The organism is Sphingomonas sp. CARO-RG-8B-R24-01 (assembly GCF_022662295.1).
Lineage (GTDB): Bacteria > Pseudomonadota > Alphaproteobacteria > Sphingomonadales > Sphingomonadaceae > Sphingomonas.
Map to the genome: position 1 here is coordinate 20,814 of NZ_JAKNQI010000001.1, position 19,358 is coordinate 40,171.

16 protein-coding genes are annotated in these 19,358 nt (G+C 62.7%); 9 read left to right on the forward strand and 7 right to left on the reverse strand.

Annotated elements, in window-relative coordinates; genetic code table 11:
- Positions 1 to 145 precede the first annotated feature (145 nt).
- The gene (locus L8G49_RS00145; RefSeq protein ID WP_242181603.1) at positions 146 to 313 is read right to left on the reverse strand and encodes a hypothetical protein; all 168 of its coding nucleotides are present in this window, start codon (positions 311 to 313) and stop codon (positions 146 to 148) included.
- A gap of 135 nt (positions 314 to 448) precedes the next feature.
- Here L8G49_RS00145 and L8G49_RS00150 point away from each other — a divergent pair, with 135 nt between their 5' ends.
- From L8G49_RS00150 to L8G49_RS00160, 3 genes are all read left to right on the forward strand, one after another.
- Positions 449 to 703, forward strand: coding sequence for a hypothetical protein (locus tag L8G49_RS00150; protein WP_242181605.1), 255 nt, complete (start codon positions 449 to 451; stop codon positions 701 to 703).
- A gap of 145 nt (positions 704 to 848) precedes the next feature.
- Positions 849 to 1,271 (forward strand): hypothetical protein, encoded by a 423-nt coding sequence (locus tag L8G49_RS00155; RefSeq protein ID WP_242181607.1) that lies wholly within the window; start codon positions 849 to 851, stop codon positions 1,269 to 1,271.
- Positions 1,272 to 1,762: 491 nt separating this feature from the next.
- Entirely contained in the window at positions 1,763 to 2,599 is an 837-nt protein-coding gene (locus L8G49_RS00160; RefSeq protein WP_242181609.1) for a DNA adenine methylase, read from the forward strand.
- 75 nt (positions 2,600 to 2,674) lie between these two features.
- Here the strand turns inward: L8G49_RS00160 and L8G49_RS00165 are convergent, their stop codons facing one another.
- On the reverse strand, positions 2,675 to 2,878 hold the full coding sequence (locus L8G49_RS00165) for a hypothetical protein (RefSeq protein WP_242137407.1): 204 nt from the start codon (positions 2,876 to 2,878) through the stop codon (positions 2,675 to 2,677).
- Between the two features lie 328 nt (positions 2,879 to 3,206).
- Between L8G49_RS00165 and L8G49_RS00170 the strand changes: the two genes are divergently transcribed.
- The 3 genes from L8G49_RS00170 (at position 3,207) to L8G49_RS00180 (ending at position 6,676) form a co-directional block, all read left to right on the forward strand.
- Positions 3,207 to 3,485, forward strand: coding sequence for a hypothetical protein (locus L8G49_RS00170; protein WP_242181611.1), 279 nt, complete (start codon positions 3,207 to 3,209; stop codon positions 3,483 to 3,485).
- Between the two features lie 75 nt (positions 3,486 to 3,560).
- The gene (locus tag L8G49_RS00175; RefSeq protein ID WP_242181613.1) at positions 3,561 to 4,202 is read left to right on the forward strand and encodes an SOS response-associated peptidase family protein; all 642 of its coding nucleotides are present in this window, start codon (positions 3,561 to 3,563) and stop codon (positions 4,200 to 4,202) included.
- A gap of 1,707 nt (positions 4,203 to 5,909) precedes the next feature.
- Positions 5,910 to 6,676, forward strand: a protein-coding gene (locus L8G49_RS00180; protein ID WP_242181615.1) for an IS5 family transposase whose coding sequence is annotated in 2 segments (ribosomal slippage) — positions 5,910 to 6,222 and positions 6,222 to 6,676 — 768 coding nt in all. Because the reading frame shifts where the segments join, the coding sequence is not laid out codon by codon here.
- On the opposite strand, the gene L8G49_RS00185 is transcribed toward L8G49_RS00180, so the two are convergent.
- Together L8G49_RS00185 and L8G49_RS00190 are read right to left on the reverse strand one after the other, a co-directional pair.
- On the reverse strand, positions 6,635 to 7,453 hold the full coding sequence (locus L8G49_RS00185; protein ID WP_242181617.1) for a hypothetical protein: 819 nt from the start codon (positions 7,451 to 7,453) through the stop codon (positions 6,635 to 6,637). The two genes, L8G49_RS00180 and L8G49_RS00185, sit on opposite strands and share 42 nt — an antisense overlap.
- A 1-nt stretch (position 7,454) precedes the next feature.
- Positions 7,455 to 9,815 carry an AAA family ATPase gene (locus tag L8G49_RS00190; protein WP_242181618.1) on the reverse strand — a complete coding sequence of 787 codons (2,361 nt, stop codon included), beginning with the start codon at positions 9,813 to 9,815 and terminating at the stop codon, positions 7,455 to 7,457.
- Positions 9,816 to 11,202: 1,387 nt separating this feature from the next.
- Between L8G49_RS00190 and L8G49_RS00195 the strand changes: the two genes are divergently transcribed.
- Positions 11,203 to 12,303, forward strand: a complete 1,101-nt coding sequence (locus L8G49_RS00195; protein WP_242181620.1) for an ABC transporter ATP-binding protein — start codon at positions 11,203 to 11,205, stop codon at positions 12,301 to 12,303.
- On the opposite strand, the gene L8G49_RS00200 is transcribed toward L8G49_RS00195, so the two are convergent.
- Genes L8G49_RS00200 through L8G49_RS00210 form a run of 3 tightly spaced genes read right to left on the reverse strand, consistent with a single transcriptional unit; the run spans position 12,293 to position 15,293 of the window.
- The gene (locus tag L8G49_RS00200) at positions 12,293 to 13,135 is read right to left on the reverse strand and encodes a carbohydrate ABC transporter permease (protein ID WP_242181621.1); all 843 of its coding nucleotides are present in this window, start codon (positions 13,133 to 13,135) and stop codon (positions 12,293 to 12,295) included. The two genes, L8G49_RS00195 and L8G49_RS00200, sit on opposite strands and share 11 nt — an antisense overlap.
- On the reverse strand, positions 13,126 to 14,007 hold the full coding sequence (locus L8G49_RS00205) for a sugar ABC transporter permease (RefSeq protein ID WP_242181623.1): 882 nt from the start codon (positions 14,005 to 14,007) through the stop codon (positions 13,126 to 13,128). The genes L8G49_RS00200 and L8G49_RS00205 overlap by 10 nt, the downstream gene beginning before the upstream one ends.
- Complete coding sequence (locus L8G49_RS00210; protein WP_242181625.1) at positions 14,004 to 15,293, reverse strand: extracellular solute-binding protein; 1,290 nt, start codon at positions 15,291 to 15,293, stop codon at positions 14,004 to 14,006. Before L8G49_RS00210 ends, L8G49_RS00205 begins: the two co-directional genes overlap by 4 nt.
- Positions 15,294 to 15,471: 178 nt before the next feature.
- Between L8G49_RS00210 and L8G49_RS00215 the strand changes: the two genes are divergently transcribed.
- Positions 15,472 to 18,423, forward strand: coding sequence for a TonB-dependent receptor (locus tag L8G49_RS00215; protein ID WP_242181627.1), 2,952 nt, complete (start codon positions 15,472 to 15,474; stop codon positions 18,421 to 18,423).
- Positions 18,424 to 18,515: 92 nt separating this feature from the next.
- Entirely contained in the window at positions 18,516 to 19,250 is a 735-nt protein-coding gene (locus tag L8G49_RS00220; protein WP_242181629.1) for a glycosyltransferase family A protein, read from the forward strand.
- Positions 19,251 to 19,358: the final 108 nt, after the last annotated feature.

Below are 19,358 nucleotides of genomic sequence, written 5' to 3' on the forward strand. Positions count from 1 at the left end.
ACGGCTCGTGGGCAGGATGGACTGCGGCGGTGTTAACGCTCGTTGGATTTGGCGGCGTGATATGTCTCATGTTCGCTTGGCTCGTGCGATGACGGCGGCAAGGCCACCTTCGGAAAAGCTGATCGGTGGACGTGTGAGGGTAAGATCAGCCCGTGCGGCTGAGGCTGCGCGGCTGTTCGAGGCGGGCGGCTTTACTCCCATCTACGTCGAGCATCGGGAGGATGGCGATGTCTCCTTCTGGTTCGGGAAAGACCAAAACGATGTGCTGTATCGCATAGTCACCTGCATCCCGCGCGAGTTCTTCGCGCTCCAAGGAGTTCTGGTTGGCAACAATCCGCCGTCCCCCCTCGCTGGTCGGGAATGACCGCTTGCCACCCGGTCGCGGCATAGCGGCCCGCCCGCAACCGCCCAGTTGCGGACGTTCGACAGGCGCGGCATGGTCCAAGTTATGGCAGCGATCATTTACCTATCGCCGGGCGAGCAGATGCCGGCTTGCGGGGACGAGGAGCCGTGGCTGATGGTGGAGGCGTCAGGTGATGGCCGGTTCTTCGGGTCCGGTGCCGCGTGGAAGCCAAGCGGCGAATGGGTTGGCTATGGCTCGCTGCCCAAGGATGACGGTGCCCTTGCTGATGCCCTGACAGCGGCGGAGCAGTGGGCCGACCAATACAGCGTTTCTACCATCTGGGTTCAAACTAATCCGTAGGTCCGCTTTCCACCACATATAGCCGTTCATGCCCTCCGCGGGGGTCCATGGCGCCTACAAACGGAACGGCAGCTATCGGGCGGGAAAGCGGACAGGCAGAAATCGCCCACTTGCGGACATTCAACGCGCAACGGATAACGCTGAAATGAACATATCATCCGAGCGCTTGCGGAAGTGGGAGCCACTCGATGGCCTGCCTGAACAAATGCTCGGCGGGGTCCAGTTGTCGTCAGATGGCACCAGTCTCGTAGCGACAGCCTATTATGATAACACGATCGTGACCCGCCCACTTCGCCTCACATTCGGGAGTGTCGAGGCGTTTAAGGTATATGAGGAGTTCTCGGATCCGGCAGTTTTGAGCCCTGCGCCGATGATGCCTGACCCGATCTTGCGGGCAGTCCCTTGGCCCCTTCAAGAAGTCACGAACTCGGATTGGGTTCGCAGAGTGGTTGGCAGAAATGGCGCGCTTCGCGACCGCGAGTGGCGGCACTTCACCGTGGTGACAATGGACGTGATCCTACATGTCATGACGGACGCTCCGGTCGAGGCACAGCAATTGGAAGGCTGACCGAATGGCAGCTATCCACCAGGTCGCGACGTTCAGGCACGGCCGGCGCGCCGGCTCTTCCTCAAAGGCGACTGGCAGCTTTCGGGCGGCTAAGCGGACGGACTGGAAGCGACCGCTTGCGGTCGTTCGGTCGAATAGTGATGATACGGAATGCACGTTTCGGTGATCGTTGGAATCCTGCTAACTTCGTTCGCTGCGGCCGTGCTGTTGGGCGGTTTCTGTTCTGGCAATATGTATTGGAATAACGGGGCCTTAGCCCCCGAGGCCGATACGAGCCGTGAGACGGCGCCCGGCTGTTTTTGGGCCGCCGCAGTGGTATGGATGCTGCTGGTAATCTTAGGGGTCGCAATCATCACAATGAACTGGGGAAAATGACGGATCTGCAACAAAACCGGACGTCCCGGCTTGCCGTGGCCACGTTCAACGGCAAATCTAACACAGGCTGAAAAAGCGCTTTCCTACAAGATAGGGTATGTGGTCCAGCCTCTTAGATGCGCCACGAACGTTCAAAACCGCTAGCTGTTGAACTGCCCTCGAAGGAGGTTCGACCGGTCTCTCCCCCTGCCCCTTATATTGGTGGCAAGCGCAATCTCTCGCGCCGTCTCTGCGCCCTGATCGATGCGACACCGCACGACACCTATGTTGAATCATTCGTCGGCATGGGCGGGGTGTTCCTCAAGCGCAGCCGTCAGCCCCGGGCCGAGGTGATCAACGATATCTCAGCGGACGTGACCACTCTCTTCCGGATCCTGCAGCGGCACTACCCCCAGTTCATGGACGTGCTGAAATGGCAGATCACCAGCCGGGCCGAGTTCGACCGGCTGCGCGCGGCCGCGCCGGACACGCTGACCGACCTCGAGCGCGCGGCGCGCTTCCTTTATCTCCAGCGGCTATCGTTTGGCGGGAAGGTCGATGGCCGATCGTTCGGCGTGAAGAAGGATGCCCCGGCGCGCTTCGACGTCCACAAGCTGGGCCCGATGCTCGACGAGCTCCACAACCGCCTGACCGGTGTCGTGATCGAGCGCCTGCCCTACGCCGACCTTATCCGTCGTTATGATGGACCGGGCACACTATTCTTCCTCGATCCGCCCTACTGGGGATGCGAGGGCGACTATGGGCCGGGGGTGTTCGAGCGTGCGGACTTCGAACGCCTGGCCGAGCAGTTGGCGGGAATCGCGGGGCGGTTCATCCTGACGGTCAACGCGACCGACGGCGCGCGCGAACTGTACGGCCGGTTCGACCTAGTTGAGGTTGATACGACATACACCCTCTCCACCGCATCGAGCGGCGGAGGCAAGCGGGTGAAGGAACTGATCGTTCGCGGGTAGGGCTGGGTAGAAGAAAGAAAGATGGGGCCGGCCGCTTACGCGATCGACCCCATCCAGTTTTACCGGTCTGACGGATTAGCGCGGAGGCAATCCGGTCACATGGTTGCCCCGCCGCCCGGTATTGATCTCGGACACGCGGCCGGGATTGGTACCGTAGTCGGCTGCGATGTCATGCTGGTGGTCGCCCGCCCGAAGGCGAGCCCAGATGTCAGCGATAGCCTCGTCGGACAACGGAAAGCGGGGGCGGCGCTGCGGCCGCTGGGGGATATTGTCTGCCATTAAAATCATCCTTTTTGGCAAACGACCGGTATTGACGGAATTGTCCCACGGTATAGACGTTGCCGCCTACCCGAGGTTCATCCCGCTCTCGCGTCCGGACCACAAGCCCGCGAGAGTTGCCTCGATCAGAAGCCCCGGCGCTGCCAGGCGCTGGGGTTTCCTCGTTCCGAGAACAATCGTAGCATCACGTAACGGAACACGCTGGAGTAGCCAGACGTGGTCTGTTGCCGTGATTAACGGTATTTAAACGAAAGTAGGTGTCAGTATCGATAGCTGCTAAGGTTAACGGCGCGACAACCGATCGCCAAGCCTCGCCTCGCGGACTTGGTTGAGCGTCGTCGCGACCCCACTGGAGCCCCACATCGTAGACGTGTACTCCATCCATCTCATGCAGGGGGAAAACGACGTGACATTCAAATCCAACCGCGAAAATGCAGAACTGGCGCAATCGGCCGCGAACTCAGCTACGCTCGAGAACGTTCGGATCCGGGAACAGCGATCAGCAGACGCCTATGCCGCACTGGCTACGCGCGAAGAACGCATCGCTACGAAAGCCGTGCCGCCTATGCTGCCGAGCAGTCCCGCGGATGCGCCGGACGAGCAGTAGCCTCAAGGAGCTGGATCGGTTGATCGAGAGCCGGTTTACCTCGACACCAACCTCGTCCTGTTACAGGCTCGCTCGATGTGTAACCGTGCCCGCAACAGCTACGAGCCCGAAACGCTCCATACCCACTTCGGCACGGTGTTCAGCACCGATCGACCAATGGACAACCGTTTCAACCCAAGCGAATTGATGCCGCGCAGTCGGGCGTACGTGATCCGAGAGACGGACCGCGGTCGATGCCTCGACGTCATGAGCTGGGACGTCCTCGGCGGTGGCGCCGCTTGGCCGATGACGAACGTGCGCAACCTTGCCCTCCCCCAGTGGCGCGCCCTTGCATCGCGTCCGGAGAACCGTTGCCTGGTACCGCTCAGCGAGTTCTGCGAATGGACGCCTGAGGCGCACGACTTAGGCGACGGCAAGAAACCGCTGAAGGGCGAGATGTGGTTTCAGGTTACCGATCAGCCTTTGTTCGCGGTCGCAGGCTTCTGGCAGCCGACGGCAAAGGGCAACGGATTCACGATGGTGACTTGCAACCCGAACGAGCTCGTTGCCCCCATTCACCCAAAAGCCATGATCACCGTTCTTGACCGACGCGACCATCAGCGCTGGTTACGCGGAAGCTATGATGACGTGGTGGCTCTACAACAGCCGTACTCTCACCATCGAATGACATCTTGCGGCCCAGTGTTTCCCACCCGAAACCGCGACGCGATGTGGTAAGAAGATTACTATGTATTATCGAAGAAAGTAAGCAGTTGCCTCCGATATTAAGTGAGTTTGTCGCGTCAAACGGAAAGCCCGGCGTTCACGTTGATCTAAATTCGTTCGAATTGCCAATGAAGGAGGCTGTAAGCCGTGTAGCTGTATTTCTTGGATATGCCTTTCACTCTTCAACAATCCCCCCGCTGAAGTCTATACGATTGGGTTCTGCGGTAGAATTAGACATTGGAGCTCCAGATCCAATACCACTAATTGATCGCAAGAGTTACCAGAGAGAATTCGTCCAATGGTCTATTGGTCAAGGGCTTACCGAAATTGATCAGAGTTATCATCGTTACGTCGCATCAGCCATAAGTACGATTCAAAGAGTTATCGAATTTCGTAAGAACCATGTCTTACCAAAAACTGTAAAACCCATTTTGAAAAACACATGGTCTACTCACGAGGAGTTTTACGATGTTTATGGGTCAGCGTCCTCGGGTCATGATGCGGAAGCTCGGCATCTGCGGAGTCTCGGCAACGCGAGGAACTGCCTCGCGCATGACAGCGGTATCGTGACCCAACGGCGTATAGCTGATGGACATGATACTATGCAGGTGAGTTGGCCGGGACGTGACATGTTCATGACGGATCTAAAAGGTAATCGCAGAATGCTGCCGCGAGACCGCGGATATAGAGGTACTTCAAAAGATGATGGATCGACCATTAGTATAGAGGACGTGGTTCGCCATAGGTCATACATAAGCGGTGATTCTATTATTTTTTCCCAGACTGATTTAGCAGAAGTCCTATTTTTTTACCAAATTCTAGCCATGAAGGTGGGTGCTGAACTACACCGCTTAGTACACGAACAACTGTAATTTCCCGAACGGTCGAATTATTCTGGGGTTCGCCTAACGTTTGCCGTTGCCGTGCCGTTCTAAGCGCTACCTGAGCGCGCCCGATGTCGCTTGCCGGCGCCAGATATAGATCGCACCGCTGCCGACGTCATGGCGCTCGACTGCCGCGAACCGACCCCTCGGGCCCTAATGCATCGCGCAGGATCGTCAGCTTCTGCTCGACGGTCCAGCGCCGCCGACCTAACACAGCTCTACGATCTAGATCTGAGCGCTCGTACGCCTACTCGTAACACTGCTCGCTCGTTCGCCCGCTGGCTCTATGACCTCGTCTGACATGAATGGCCTGTTCAAGGAGCGGCAATCAGCCCGTGGGCCAAGCATCTTGCGAGACGGCCTTCAGGCCACGCTTAGGCATCTGCGGAACGCAGCCGATCTTCTCCGCGATGAACACAACAGCTGCCCATCGCTAGGCGTGATCCCGCTCGTGGTCGAAAACCATCCGGATCAGGCGTTCGCGAACTTCCGGCGCAAACTTGTTCGTCGTTTTGCTTATACATGCTCCACCTTCTCAAGAGTTGGAGCCTCGGCAAACCCGGCGCAGTTCAAGCGCACCCCTGACGGAGCCTTCGCAGTCGATCAGCTTAGCGTTACCGATCGTCCGCGCGCAGCCTGTCCTTGAACACCTCCAACCAAGCCTTGGTCATGGTCGAGTATGGTGCATCGTCGGACGTCATACCCTTCATCTCCGCCAACGTGCGATCACGAAGGAGCCGCAAGCGAGGCGCGACCATTGCTGCTGCCGTCCCCTCTAGGCCGTGAACCCATAAATGGGATTCCCAGGATCCGGCTTTTCTGATTCAGGCTCGGCATGAGCCGATATGATCTGACGGACTTTGAGTGGCGTGTGATCGAGCCACTGTTGCCCAACAAGCCGAGAGGCGTCGCGCGCGTCGATGATCGTCGTGTGTTGAACGGCATCTTTTGGGTTCTGCGGTCGGGCGCGCCGTGGCGCGATCTTCCCGAGCGGTATGGCCCGCGCACCACCTGCTACAACCGATTTTCGCGGTGGCGCAAAGCTGGCGTTTGGGACCGGCTGATGGACGGCATCACGGCGGCGTACGATGGCGACATCCAGATGATCGACAGCACTTCCATCCGGGCGCACCAGCAGGCTGCGACGGCAAAAAGGGGGATCTGGATCACTGCCTCGGTCGCTCCCGAGGTGGTCTCACAACCAAGATCCACGCGGTCGTCGATGCGCAAGGGCTCCCGATCCGGCTCAGCCTGACAGCAGGTCAGGCGCACGATGGGCCCGCCGCATACCGGCTGCTGGATCGCCTCGGTCCTCGCACCATCGTCCTGGCCGACAAAGCTTATGACGCGGACGGGATCCGCGATCTGATCGAGGCACAAGGTGCGGTGCCGAACATCCCCGCCAAATCCAACCGCAAATGGAGACCCTGCTTCAGCAAGGTCCTCTATCGCGAGCGCAACCTCGTCGAGCGCTTCTTCAGCAAGCTCAAGCACTTCCGGCGCGTCGCCACCCGATACGACAAACTCGCTGAGAACTTCCTCGCGATGGTCCAACTGGCATCAATGCGGCTGTGGCTCCGCGCTTATGAGTCTACGACCTAATCGCAGGACGGTCGCAGGTTCATCGAGATCCGAGATGGCCTTGGCGAGATCCACAACCAGCCCAGCCAAGAATTCGAGCCGTCTCAGGATCTCGGTGCGGTCCTGCACCAGACGAAGCCGATTGAGCCCATAGATCTGGATCGAAACCGCACCGCGGATTGCGTCGGTGCCTTCGCCGTTCGGAACGATTAGTCCGAGGGGACAGGCTGGATCAAAGTTGTATGCCAGGCTGCGCGACGGATCATCGAGGCAGGGATTAATAAGGAGCGCCCCCTCGCTGTCGAAATCGATGGCTTCCTCCAGCACCCGGCCGGCTTCGTCCACAATCGGAAAACTATCCTGCTTGCCAGCGAAAATCGCGGCTTGCTCGGCTGCGTTCGCGAGCACCTCGAGGCTCGACGACGCGTCGACGAGCACCTGTCCGCGTCGTCGATTGCAGTCTATGCAGCTCGGCAGCAGATTGTCCCAGTCCATGGCGACCCACCAGTAGCCGTCGTGCTTTTTGGCCTCCGCGACGGAACTCTTCGGCCGGTAGTGTTCTACGTCCACCGGCGCTGAGGCGCTAAAGCGAGTTTCGCAGTACGCGCACTTCCCGTGGAACATTGCCTCCAGCATCGCCTTCACGTCGGCGGCCTTGTAGGCCGAGTGCTTAAATGCCTTCTTCTTAGGGCTGGCGTCGTTCCGATGCGCCCGTGCCCGCGTCAGCTCCTTCGGTCCGAGACCTTCCGCCTGAAGCGACAAGGGTATCTTGAAGGCCTTCCGATCGACGCCGCGCATCTCAGATGGTTTCCAAAGCGGCCAAGATATGCTCCTTCGCTTTGGCACCGAGCTTCGCTAGCGTCGCACTTGATGCATCGCGGCGCCTCTCGAGGTAGGTCGCGACCGCCTCCTGGACCATTCGGTGGACCTCGCTCGAGCCGACGGGCAGTGCGCTAGCAATGTCCCTTTCGAATTCGACGAGGACCTTCCGCTCCTCGTCGGACAGAATATCACCGTCGGCACGGCGCCTGATGAAATCTCCAATCTTAGCCATCTGCCGGTCCGATGCGGCGTCGCTGGTCGAGAAGAGCTGGAAGAAGTCAGACGTCAGCAGCTGCTCGAGCCGCAGATCCGCGGCGTCCGGCAGCGACGTCATTCTCTCAACGACGATCGGCAGCCGGCTCTCCAGTTCTGAATCTGAGGCGGCGATGCGCTGCAGCACCACCACCTCGCCGCTGCCCATTCCCCTGAGGCAGAGGGGGTCATGCGTGGTGACGATAAACGTCATGGCCGGCAGCGCCCTACGGAGGCTCGTCATGACCTGCACCTTCCACCTCGGATGCAAATGAGCCTCAATCTCGTCTATGAGCACAACGCCCTTGGCCGTCTCAAAGCTGACGAAGTCGGTGGGCTCCTCAGACTCCTTCCACGCCTCGACGGCTAGAAGACCACGCAGGATGTCGCATAGCATCCCGAGCATGGACCTGTAACCGGAACTGACGGCGTTTAGCGGCGTGCGGCTGTATCGGATCGTTCCGCTAGGTTCCGTAAGCGCCGTCACCATCCGCAACTCACGAGCCCTTCCAACCCTCTGAATGACGTCGAAATCCCCTTCGATCGAGAGCATATCCCGCAAGGTTCTGATCACCATCTCGAACCGTCTTGGCGGAAGGCCCTTCAGCCAGTTTTCCGGGTGAGCCAGTGGAGAAGCGTCAAACAGGTTTCTAATGTGACGGCTGGATGGTGGCGGCGAAGCGTCGACGGCAAAGCGTCGGAATGCCCCGTACGCGAACACTGCGACGCGTTCGCTCCCGAACTCGGTTCGGACCTGGGCGCCGTTCCCACTCACGACCAGGGTCGCGGTCTGACCGCTGTCGAAGACGAGCCGAGCCCGAGCGTTGGCCGCAGCTGTCCCGTTCTCGTCACCCATCTGCTCAGGATCGAGGGGTATTTTTCCCCACTCCAAATCCAGATTGCGCCTAGCCTCATCCGTAGTCAGCGCTAAAGCGATTGCCTCCAGAAGGGAGCTCTTGCCCGTGGCGTTCTCGCCCAAGACGACGAGCGATGGCGACAACGGGGCGAGCTTGGGATCGCGCGCGTCCGCAACCGGCATATCCAGCGACAGTTTCTCAATGGCTCTGAAGTTCTCGATCTCGATATGGCGAAGCTGAGCTTGCACCCGGTCCAGCCTTCTAGGTCCCGAACTGACTGCTTTCAGGCGCGGATCCTCAAGGCTGATCTCGGCGACCGCCTTGTCGATGCGGGCGACTGCGTCCGATATTGCCGAGAGCCGGACGAACCCGCTTTTGAGTTGCTTGAGCCTAGCTGGCATCGAGGTCCCCTCAGGCATAGGGATCCGTTCAGCGATGCGCTTGAGCAGAAGAAGCCATGTCCCACCGAATTCCAGTCGCTCGAAGTTAAAGAGGTCGTTAAACCTGTCGCCGGTGGACGCGACACGGTCCTTTCGCAGCTCGGATACCAGCTTACGCAGGTCCGCTAAGTTCGACGCGTATCGCATCGCCCGCTGAGCCACCCTGTCCTCCCGGTTAAGATCGAAAACCTCGATGGTCGCGGCGGCTCTCGGGTTCAGCGCTACTAGGGCTCCGTTCAGTCTCGGCCTGATGTGCCCGTGAAAGGAAGTTTCCTTTGTGGGATCGATGATGAGGTTCCGCTCGTCAGGCGCTCGCTGGGACCAGATGCCGTCGTTCCTCGCTATATAGCTCTCGATCTGCTTGGGCGACGGGAGGTTGCACCGCGATCCTTCGACGGGAAACTGGGGTTCTGCGGGACGGCAGGTGGAGCAGATCGGATAGAGGTTGTGCCACGCATCCGCGAACCACACGTAGAACAGGTGCGGATCCTTGCGCTCGGCCAGCGGAAGGGCGTTCCCAGCGGGGCGGAATCGATGCGTGACCAGCGGCTCCCTCACTTCGCAGAAGGCGCATTTGCCGTGCGACATGTCCGAGACGGCCGCCACGAGCAAATCGTTGGTTGGGCTCAACCCGAAAGCCGGAACGCTCGTCTGTGATCGGCGGTCTCGCTCAAGAGACATGAAAGCCAGCATCTGCCGCCTCGAGCGGATCGCCTCAGCCGACTTCAGTACGTCGGGCGCGACAGCGGGTCTTTTGATGTACTGCATGTTCCCCCGTTCAAGCTTCATAGGCTTTTTCAGTTGGCAACGAAGCTCAGAGACCGTCGCAGTGTCAAGAAGTTAGAGCTTCAATGGGCGAATGTGCATGCGAATAGACCAACCAAATAGCTTCTAAAATTGCTCCGGGCGCAACCTTCGATCAGCCCCCCACTGGTATGGCGCAGAACGATTCATGCTCGTGCAGCACCTCGATAATCTGATCCTCGGCAAATCGGCCTCGCCCATCACTCGTCTTCATCTGACGAGCTAACTTACCAATGGTATGATTTCTAGCGAGCACGTCACGAGCCACCGCTCCGAATTACATATATGCCTTTGCAATCCTTACGGCGCGAGCTCGCTGCAAGCCTATTCGAGGAAATGTCCCCTTCCGCTGATGAGAGCGCGAAAGCTGCCTTTCCGCTACCACCGAGCAATCTGGCGTTTCCGGCTGAGGACACCTGCTGAATGAACGGCGGACATCTGCTTTGCTGCGCTCCAAACCGAACGTGCGGCAATCCACCACGCTCCGGCCAACCAGCTCCCTATCCCGAGAACTGAACGAACGGCTGCTAATCGCTGGGCGCGGTCTCAAAGCGGACGGCTTTCCGCCATTCTCGCGTTCGAATGTAATCCAACCCGAGCGTGACTGCTCCCGAACTACAGAGCCTGCTATTCCGACAATCCGGCTAACCCGTTGATATGCAGTAAGGCAACAAACCGCGAAACTGTCGGAACCGCCGTTGAAACTGTTGGACGAAAGGAGGACTTAAAATCCCCTGCCTTATTGGTCCCAGCGGCCGTTCGAGTTTTCCGACAAAAACTCGGTAGCGCTGAGGCACCTTTGAGGTACAAAGTCAGAATATACCGGAAGGCACATTGAAATTGCAGGGAAATCAGCTGACTCTTAATCAGCGGGTCCTTGGTTCGAGCCCAAGTGCGTCCACCATTATCCCTAAGTTTCCATTACCTGCGGCGCCCGCAGGGGCCCTTTTGGGCCGGTCCCATCACCTTGTGTGTGGGGCATCAGAGACGGGACCTTCCAGCCATTCCTGGCGCTTACTGACTAGGCTAGGCGTGCAGTATCCGCCACTGGATCCGGTGCTCGTGCGGATTGTTCGGGTTCACATGCGCGTGCCGTTGGGGCTTCTCCAGACGTTCGTCGCCAAGCCATACCTTGTTGGCCAGCATGCCCGCCCAGGTTCGGCGCCCCGAAAAGCGGCCCACACGATGCGTTCCAAAACCCCGCGTTCCTCGCCCCCCCAAATTCCGGATGGACATATGCTGGAGAAGGGGAGCGACAGCCCTCCCCTGCAACGCTGTTCATGGGCTCCAGTCTCGCTGATGCGCCTCGAACCTCGCCCCCGGGAATGCGTCATGAGTTGACCGGCGTGGGACCACGGCTACGGTCGTGCTGATGAGCAGCGTCGTCGTCGAGCATCTTTCCAAGACCTTCGGTGCGGCAGCCGCGCTGCATCCGACCGATCTCTCGATCGCATCGGGCGAGTTCATTGTGATCATCGGTCCATCGGGGTGCGGCAAGTCGACGCTGTTGCGGTTGATCGCGGGGCTGGAAAGGCCGAGTGCCGGCCGGATCGAAATCGGCGGCCGCGACGTCACCGCGGTCGAGCCGGCGGATCGCGGCATTGCCATGGTGTTCCAGTCCTATGCGCTCTACCCGCATCTTTCCGTCGCGCAGAACATCGCCTTCCCGTTGCGCATGGCGAAGCTCCCGAAACAGGTGATCGCCGACAAGGTCGCCGCCGTCGCCGCGACGCTCGAACTCGAGGCGTTGCTCGACCGCCGTCCCAGCGCGCTTTCCGGGGGGCAGCGGCAACGCGTGTCGATCGCCCGGGCGATCGTTCGCGATCCCGCGGTCCTGCTGCTCGACGAGCCGCTGTCCAACCTCGATACCGCGTTGCGGGTCCGGATGCGCCACGAGATCGCGCGGCTGCACCAGCGCCTCGGGGCGACGATGATCTACGTCACGCACGATCAGGTCGAGGCGATGACGCTCGCCAACCGGATCGTCGTGATGGCGCAAGGCCGCATCGAGCAGGTCGGTGCACCGCTCGACCTGTATCGCGCGCCGGCCACGATCCGCGTCGCCGCGGCGATCGGTTCGCCGGCAATCAATCTGCTGCCCGTGCGGATCGTGCAAGCCGAGCCGACCGTCGTGACCGTCGCGCTGCCGGATGGCGGCATTTGCCGGATCGACGCGGTGGTCCCGCAACGCGCCGTCGGTGGCCCCGCCACGCTCGGCGTCCGGCCCGAGCATCTCCGTCCCGCTCCGGACGGCGTGTTCGGGGGGCGGGTCGAGCTGTTCGAGCGGCTGGGGCCATTGTCGTTCGCGCATCTCGGACACGGCGGCGATGCGGCGCATCTGGTCGCGCAACTGCCGCACGACCGCCACGTGGGGCTCGGCGAGACGCTGCGTTTCGCGATCGCCGCATCGGACGCGCTCCTGTTCGATGGCGACGGTGCGGCCTATGCCCGACCGCGCGCGATCACCCCTTGATGCTGCCGCCGAGGATCCCGGTGAAATAATAGCGCTGCAAGGCGAGGAACAGCAGCAGGACCGGAAGCGTGGTGACCACGGCCCCCGCCATCATCAGTTCGGTATCCCCGCCATGTTCGCGGCTGATCGCGGCGAGCGCGACGGGAAGCGTGTAATGCTGCTGATCGGTGATCGCGATCAGCGGCCACAGAAAATCGCTCCAGCTCGCGAGGAACGCGAACAGCGCCAGCGTCACGACCACCGGGCGTAATAGCGGCAGCACCACGCTCAGGAAGATCCGCGCTTCGCTCGCGCCGTCGATCCGCGCCGCATCGAGCATTTCGTCGGGGATCGCGAGCGTCGCCTGGCGGATGAATAGCACGCCGTAAACGCCCGCCAGCCACGGCGCGAGCACCCCGGCATAGGTGTTCACCAATCCGACCGACTTGAGCATCAGGAACAGCGGCAGCATCGCGACCTGCGCCGGCACGACGGCGAGCGCGAGCAAGGCCTGGAGCATGCGCGCGCGGCCCCAGAAGCGCAGCTTGGCGAAGGCATAGCCCGCCGGCACGCACAGCAGCAGGCTCAGCACCGTGGTGAGCGACGCGAGGACGACGCTGTTCCTCAGCGCCGGCAGGATATGATAGCTGGTCAGGCCGCCGGGGTGCGGCAGCAACAGCTCGCGGTAGTTGGCGAACGTCGGATGCGCCGGCCAGAACGGCGGCGGAAAGGTCGCGGCGGTGCCCGGCGCCATCAGCGAGACGTTGACCATCCACAGCAGCGGCAGCACGGCGACCAGCGCCAGCAGGGCGACGAGCGCAGTGCGCAACGGGCTTCCGGCCTTCACCACCATTCGTTCCGCTTTCCCAGCCGCGCCTGCACCGCGGTCACCAGCAGGATGACGACGAACAGGATCATGGCGACGGCCGAAGCCATGCCCAGGTTCCACCAGGTGAAGCCCTGGTCGAACATGAAATACAGCACGGTCACCGTGCTTTGTGCCGGGCCGCCATGGGTTATGACATAAGGTTCGGTGAAGATCTGGATGAAATTGGCGACGCTCAGCACCGCAGCCAGCAGCAACGCCGGACCGATCGCGGGGAGCGTGACATGCCGGAAGCGCGCCCACGCCCCCGCGCCGTCGAGCCGCGCCGCCTCGGCGAGTTCCTGCGGCACGGTCGACAGGGCGGCGATGAAGACGAGCATGTTATAGCCGAACGCCTTCCACACGATGAAGATCAGCGTCGCGGGAATGCTCGTCCGCGGATCCCCCAGCCAGTCGACCGGCGCGATGCCGATCTGCGACAGCACATAATTCAGCAGTCCGTTGTGCAGATCGAACAGGTAGCGCCAGACCACCGCGGTTGCGACCAGCGTCGTGACATAGGGCGCGAACAGCAGCACGCGCCAGACCGGTTTCCATCGCACCGTCGCCGAACTGATCAGCAACGCCACGCCGAGCGACGTGGCGATCGCGGCGGGAACACCGATCGCGGTAAACACGGCGGTGTTGCCGACGGCGCGCCAGAACAACGGCATCCGGAGCAATTCGGCATAGTTGCCGGCCCCGACGAACCGCAGGTTGGCGACATCGGCAAGCGCATAGATATCGAAATCGGTGACGCTCAGCAGTGCCGCCCCGATCGTCGGGATCACCAGCACGAGCACCGTGCAGATCAGCACCGGGAGAACGAAGCCGAGCCCGGCGCGCGCCTGGCGGGTCATAACGCGCGGCCCCGCTCCGCCAGCCAGCGGCGCTTTTCGAGAATGCGATCGACCCGTTTGTCCATCTCGACCGTGGCAGCATCGACGCCATAGTCGCCACGCACCATGTGTTCGGCGACGAGTTGGACCTCGCCGACGATCCGCTCCCATTCGGGAACGGCTGGCGGTGCGACGCTGTGCGCGATCTGGGTCGCGAAGGTTGCCGACACGGGATCAGTGCGCAGGGCGGGCAACTGCCAGGCGCTTCGTCGCGTCGGGAGATCACCGGTGATGTCGTAGATGCGACGCTGGCTCGCCGGATCGCACAGGTAGCGGACCAGCGCCCATGCGGCGGCAGGGTCGCGCGCGGCGTGGCTGACGGCGAGGCTGGTGCCGCGCGCCATCGCGGCCCCGGCCCCGCGTGGCCCCGGTGTCAGCGCGACGTCCCACAGATCGCGCGGCAGCAGCGCCGTGCGACGCCGCAGATCGCCGATCGACGTCGCGTTCGACGGCAGGATCGCGAACCGGCCGTGGCGCCAGGCCACGTAGGTATCGCCCGCCTCGGCCCCGGTCGTCACCGGGGCGAGGCGTTCGTCGAAGATTCCCTTGTAGAAGCCGAGCGCGGTGCGAAAGCCGTCGGACGAGAAATTGCCGCGCGTCGCGTGATCGCGCAGGAATGGCACCCCCTGCTGTGCGGCAAAGGCGAACAGCGGTTCGGGCCAGTCGAGCAGGTGCAGCGTCACGAAGCGGTCGGGCTGACGGCGTTTGATCGCCCGTGCCATCTGCATCCATTCGCTCCAGGCGAGCGGCGGGGCCGCATAGCCCGCCGCCGCGAGCAGGTCGCGGCGGTAGAACTGCACCCAGCTGTCGGCCGTCCACGGCACCGCCATCGCCCGCCCCGCGACCTCGACCGACGCGACCGCGCCCGCGACCTGATCGGCCAGCAGCGGCGAACGCGCCGCGGGCGGCGCGACCGCGCCGATCAGTGTCAACTCCGGCAGCCACGCGCTGTTGAGCATCATCACGTCGGGCAGCGAATTGCCGGCGAACCCGGTGAGCAACTTTTCATGCGCGCCGGTCCATGGCAGCGCCTGAACCTCGACCGGGATGCCGGTCGCCGTGCGAAACGCCGGGAGCAGCTCGGGCGCATTCTCGCCGAGCGTACCGATCGCCCACCATCGCAGCCCTGGTGCGGACGCGCCGCATCCGCCGAGCGCAAGGCCCGCACCCAGGGCGAGCAGCGTGCGGCGTTCAACGAGCGTGTCGAAAGTCGGTATATCGTGTTCCCGGTATGGCGCTTCGATCACGGTATGCCGGGTTTGATGGCCCGCCAACAGCAAACAGTATGGAATTTTCGATTCGGACCATTCCCCCGATACGGTTTAATCCACAAGAGACGGTGCGGCGGCAAAACCATCAAGGAGAGCCGACGCCATCCCGGGTGTATTTCCGGGTGGCAGGAGCCGCGTGTACAAGGGGTGTCTTATGTTGCTGGCTGTGTATCGCCGCTGTTTGTTGACCGGCACCGCCTTGTGCCTCGGGACCGCAGGCGCTGAAGCGCAAACCCTCCCCGCCCCGCCGCCGCCCAGCGCCGCATCGAGCGGTTCCGCAAGCGACCAGCAACCGCCGGCTTCCACACCCGTCACGCCAAACGCGGCGGAGGGCGCCGACATCGTGGTGACCGGCTCACGCATCGCGCGTGCCGAATTTGCCGCGCCCAACCCGATCACCGCGTTCACGGCCGCCGCGATCCAGCAGTCGGGCAACACCAACATCACCAATTTCCTCCAGCGCGTCCCCGCGCTGACGGGATCGCGCGATTCCACGCAGACCTCGGGCGGCAATGCGGTCTCCTCCAACCCGTTCGGCGCGGCGGGGCTGAACGAACTCAACCTGCGCAACCTCGGCACCAACCGGACGCTGGTCCTCGTCAACGGCCGTCGCCACGTCGCGGGCGAGGCCAACAGCGCCGCGGTCGACATCAACAGCATCCCGACCGATCTGATCGAGCGGGTCGACGTGCTGACCGGCGGAGCGTCGGCGGTCTATGGCGCGGACGGCGTGTCGGGCGTCGTCAATTTCATCCTTAAGCGCGATTTCGACGGGATCGCGGCGCGCGGACAGCTCGGCATCTCGTCGCGCGGCGACGCCGGCAACCGCTTTGCCTCGATTGCGGCGGGGCACAGTTTCGCGGGCGGCCGCGGCAATCTGACGCTCGCCTATGAATATAACGCCGACGACCGGCTCGAGAACGACGATCGGTCCTATCTGCGGGCGGACCAGCGGCAGTATCTCATCCCCAACGATGCCGCGGCGACCAACCCGTCGGCGCCGCACAACATCCTGGTCGGCAACCTGCGCTATCCCAACGAGTCGCCGATCGGCGCGGTCGATGCGACGGGCAGCGGCACGCCCAATTTCAACGGGCTCGGACAGCCCTATCAGCCCGGCACGCCTGCGGCCTATTATTCGACCGGGGGCGACGATACGCCTGTCGCGGGCTTCTATTCGGGCGACCTGGCGCCGCGGATCGAGCGACACGACGTCAACCTGCTCGGGCATTACGACGTTTCGGACGCCCTCAAGGTCTCGGTCGAGGCCAAGTACGCGCAAACCAAGGCGACCACCTTCGATTATTACATCGGAACCTATGGCGCGCCGATCTTGCTCGACAATCCGTTCCTGCCCCAGTCGATCCGCGCCGCGGCGCTGGCCGCGGGGCAGACGCAGGTCGCGGTGACGCGCGACAATATCGATTACGGCCGTCATGGCGAGACCGACCTGCGCCGCACCTATCGCGGCGTGTTCGACGTCACCGGGCGGATCAGTGGCCATGCGACCTATGACGCCTATTTCGAATATGGCCGAACCGACGTCGACATCACCAAGCTGAACAACCTGCTCGACGTCAATTACCGGGCCGCGCTCGATGCCGTGACCAGCCCGACCACCGGCCAGCCGGTCTGCCGCATCAACCTCACCGGCGGCAACCCGGGCTGCGTTCCGGTCAGCCTGTTTGGTGCCGGGCCGGTCAGCCCGGCCGCGCTGCGCTATTTCCAGGTCGACGACACCAGCTTCGCGCGAATCACGCAACAGGTCGCCAACGCATCGATCAGCGGCGACTTCGGCGCGTTCTTCGCCCTGCCCGGCGGGCCGGTGCAATTCTCGGTCGGCGGAGAATATCGCCGCGAGACCAGCGCGTTCGAACCGAGCGACAATCTCGTCAACAACCGCTTCGTCGCCTTCACCGAACCGACGCTGGTCGTCCCGTCGGGCGGCAGCTTCGACGTGAAGGAAGCGTTCGGCGAGCTGAACGCGCCGATCTTCAAGGGCCAGCGTCTTGCCGAGACGCTGTCGGTCGGCGCGGCCTACCGCTTCTCGAACTATTCGACGATTGGCGACGCGACCACCTGGCAGGTCAACGGCGTCTATGCGCCAGTCCGCGACATCAGCTTTCGGGGTTCCTATGGCGAGTCGGTGCGGGCGCCCAACATCGCGGAATTGTTCCAGCCACTCAGCGGAGACTCGAACTTCTTCATCGACCCCTGCGCGCCCAATGAGCTGGGCCACGGGACGCAATATCGCGCCGCCAATTGCGCAACCGTCCTGTCGGCGGTCGGCGCGGCGATCTCGCCCGCGCTGCAGACCGCGAGCAACGTCGTGGGCACGCGCTCGGGCAACCCGGCGCTCAAGGCCGAGACGGCGCGAACCTGGACGGCGGGCGTCGTGCTGCGGCCGCGGTTCCTGCGCGGGCTGACCGCGTCGCTCGACTGGTACGATATCGATTTGCGCGGCGCGATCAGCACGCCCGCGCCGTCGACGCTCGCGTCGCTCTGCGTCGATCAGCCGTCGGTCGCCAATCCGTTCTGCGCGGCCATCACGCGCACACAGGGGACCGGCATCATCAGCGGCTATTCGGTCCAGCCGCAGAACGTGTCGCGCTTCCGCACCGCGGGGGCCGACCTGAACATCGATTACGTCATTCGGGCAGGCAAGCTCGGGACGTTCGATTTCCGGTTGGTCGGCGGCTATCTCGACCGGCTCGCGTTCGTCGGGACGCCGGGCGCCGTGGCTACCGACAATGTCGACCAGCCCGGCGCGCCGAAGTTCAACTTCAACCTGTCGCCGAGCTGGACGCGCGGCGGCCTCACGATCGGCTACAATCTGCGCTGGGCGGACGCGACGCGGACAGTCGACAAGCTGACCACCGACAACGACCCCAATTACGCGCCCGCGGCGCAGCTCCGCTACAGCGAATTGTGGCAGCACGATCTCCAGATCGCGCTGGACGTCGGCCGTGCCTATTCGGTCTATGCCGGCGTACAGAACCTGACCGACCAGAAGCCCGATCCGGGCAATGCGATCAACCAGCCGATCTCTGCCATTGGACGCTACTTTTACACCGGTGTAAAAATACGGACGGGCAAGGTTCGATAAGCTGTCCCGAGCCGCTGGTGACGCGCGGATCGGGAGCGGGCGAAGGCGGCAGGCTGCTTGATCGCCCGCGCAAAGCTGGCACAGGAACGGGAATGGACCCTGCCCCGCTCCCCCACACTTCGCGCCCGACCTACGACGTCGTGATTCCCTGCTACAATCGCGCGCATGTCGTCGCCGATGCGGTCGAGAGCGTCCTGTCGCAGGACCCTGCGCCACAGCGCGTGATCGTCGTCGATGATGGCTCGACCGATGACAGTGCCGCCGTCATCCGCGCGCTGGCGGCGACGCACGACACCGTCGAGGCAGTCGTCCTGCCGCGCAATGTCGGCGCATCCCAGGCGCGCAACACCGGTGCGGGGCTTTCGCGCGCGCCCTGGATCGCGTTCCTCGACAGCGACGACGTCTGGCTGCCGGGCGCGGCGCAGGCGCTGCTCGATGGCACCGGGCATGGTGCGTTCGAGATCGTCGTCGGACATTTTGCGCGTGTCGAGGGTCACGAGGCACCCGGCGCCCCGGAATGCGGTTGGGATGGCGACTGTATCCGCCGTGGCCTTGCCAGCGGCGGGGTGGTTGGCCCGAGCTGGTCGATCGTTTCGCGGGCGATCGTCGACCGCATCGGCGGTTTCGATCCCAGCTTCCACAATTGCAACGACTGGCATTTCTATACCCGCGCAGCCGCCGCCGGTGCGCGTTTCGTCAGGATCAACCATTGTGTCGCGCTGTACCGCACCGTCGCCGGCAGTCGTCTGGTCAACGATACCGCGATCAGTGCGCGCAATGCACTGCGCGTGCTTGCCCATCCGTACCTCACCGGCCTCGACATCTGAGGCGGGTCGACAGCGAAACGCGGCGGGGACGCGGGCGCGCGTCGCCCGTTTCCGACTTGCCGGATGCGGCTCCGGTCACCGAGCCAATGGCGCACGACGCGGCGCGCC

What these genes read in the sequence shown, in the direction of transcription:
- L8G49_RS00150 (WP_242181605.1), top strand. Translation starts at nt 449, where the DNA reads ATGGCAGCGATCATTTACCTATCGCCGGGCGAGCAGATGCCGGCTTGC.
- L8G49_RS00155 (WP_242181607.1), top strand. Translation starts at nt 849, where the DNA reads ATGAACATATCATCCGAGCGCTTGCGGAAGTGGGAGCCACTCGATGGC.
- L8G49_RS00160 (WP_242181609.1), top strand. Translation starts at nt 1,763, where the DNA reads ATGCGCCACGAACGTTCAAAACCGCTAGCTGTTGAACTGCCCTCGAAG.
- L8G49_RS00165 (WP_242137407.1), bottom strand. Translation starts at nt 2,878, where the DNA reads ATGGCAGACAATATCCCCCAGCGGCCGCAGCGCCGCCCCCGCTTTCCG.
- L8G49_RS00175 (WP_242181613.1), top strand. Translation starts at nt 3,561, where the DNA reads ATGTGTAACCGTGCCCGCAACAGCTACGAGCCCGAAACGCTCCATACC.
- L8G49_RS00185 (WP_242181617.1), bottom strand. Translation starts at nt 7,453, where the DNA reads ATGCGCGGCGTCGATCGGAAGGCCTTCAAGATACCCTTGTCGCTTCAG.
- L8G49_RS00190 (WP_242181618.1), bottom strand. Translation starts at nt 9,815, where the DNA reads ATGAAGCTTGAACGGGGGAACATGCAGTACATCAAAAGACCCGCTGTC.
- L8G49_RS00195 (WP_242181620.1), top strand. Translation starts at nt 11,203, where the DNA reads ATGAGCAGCGTCGTCGTCGAGCATCTTTCCAAGACCTTCGGTGCGGCA.
- L8G49_RS00200 (WP_242181621.1), bottom strand. Translation starts at nt 13,135, where the DNA reads ATGGTGGTGAAGGCCGGAAGCCCGTTGCGCACTGCGCTCGTCGCCCTG.
- L8G49_RS00205 (WP_242181623.1), bottom strand. Translation starts at nt 14,007, where the DNA reads ATGACCCGCCAGGCGCGCGCCGGGCTCGGCTTCGTTCTCCCGGTGCTG.
- L8G49_RS00215 (WP_242181627.1), top strand. Translation starts at nt 15,472, where the DNA reads ATGTTGCTGGCTGTGTATCGCCGCTGTTTGTTGACCGGCACCGCCTTG.
- L8G49_RS00220 (WP_242181629.1), top strand. Translation starts at nt 18,516, where the DNA reads ATGGACCCTGCCCCGCTCCCCCACACTTCGCGCCCGACCTACGACGTC.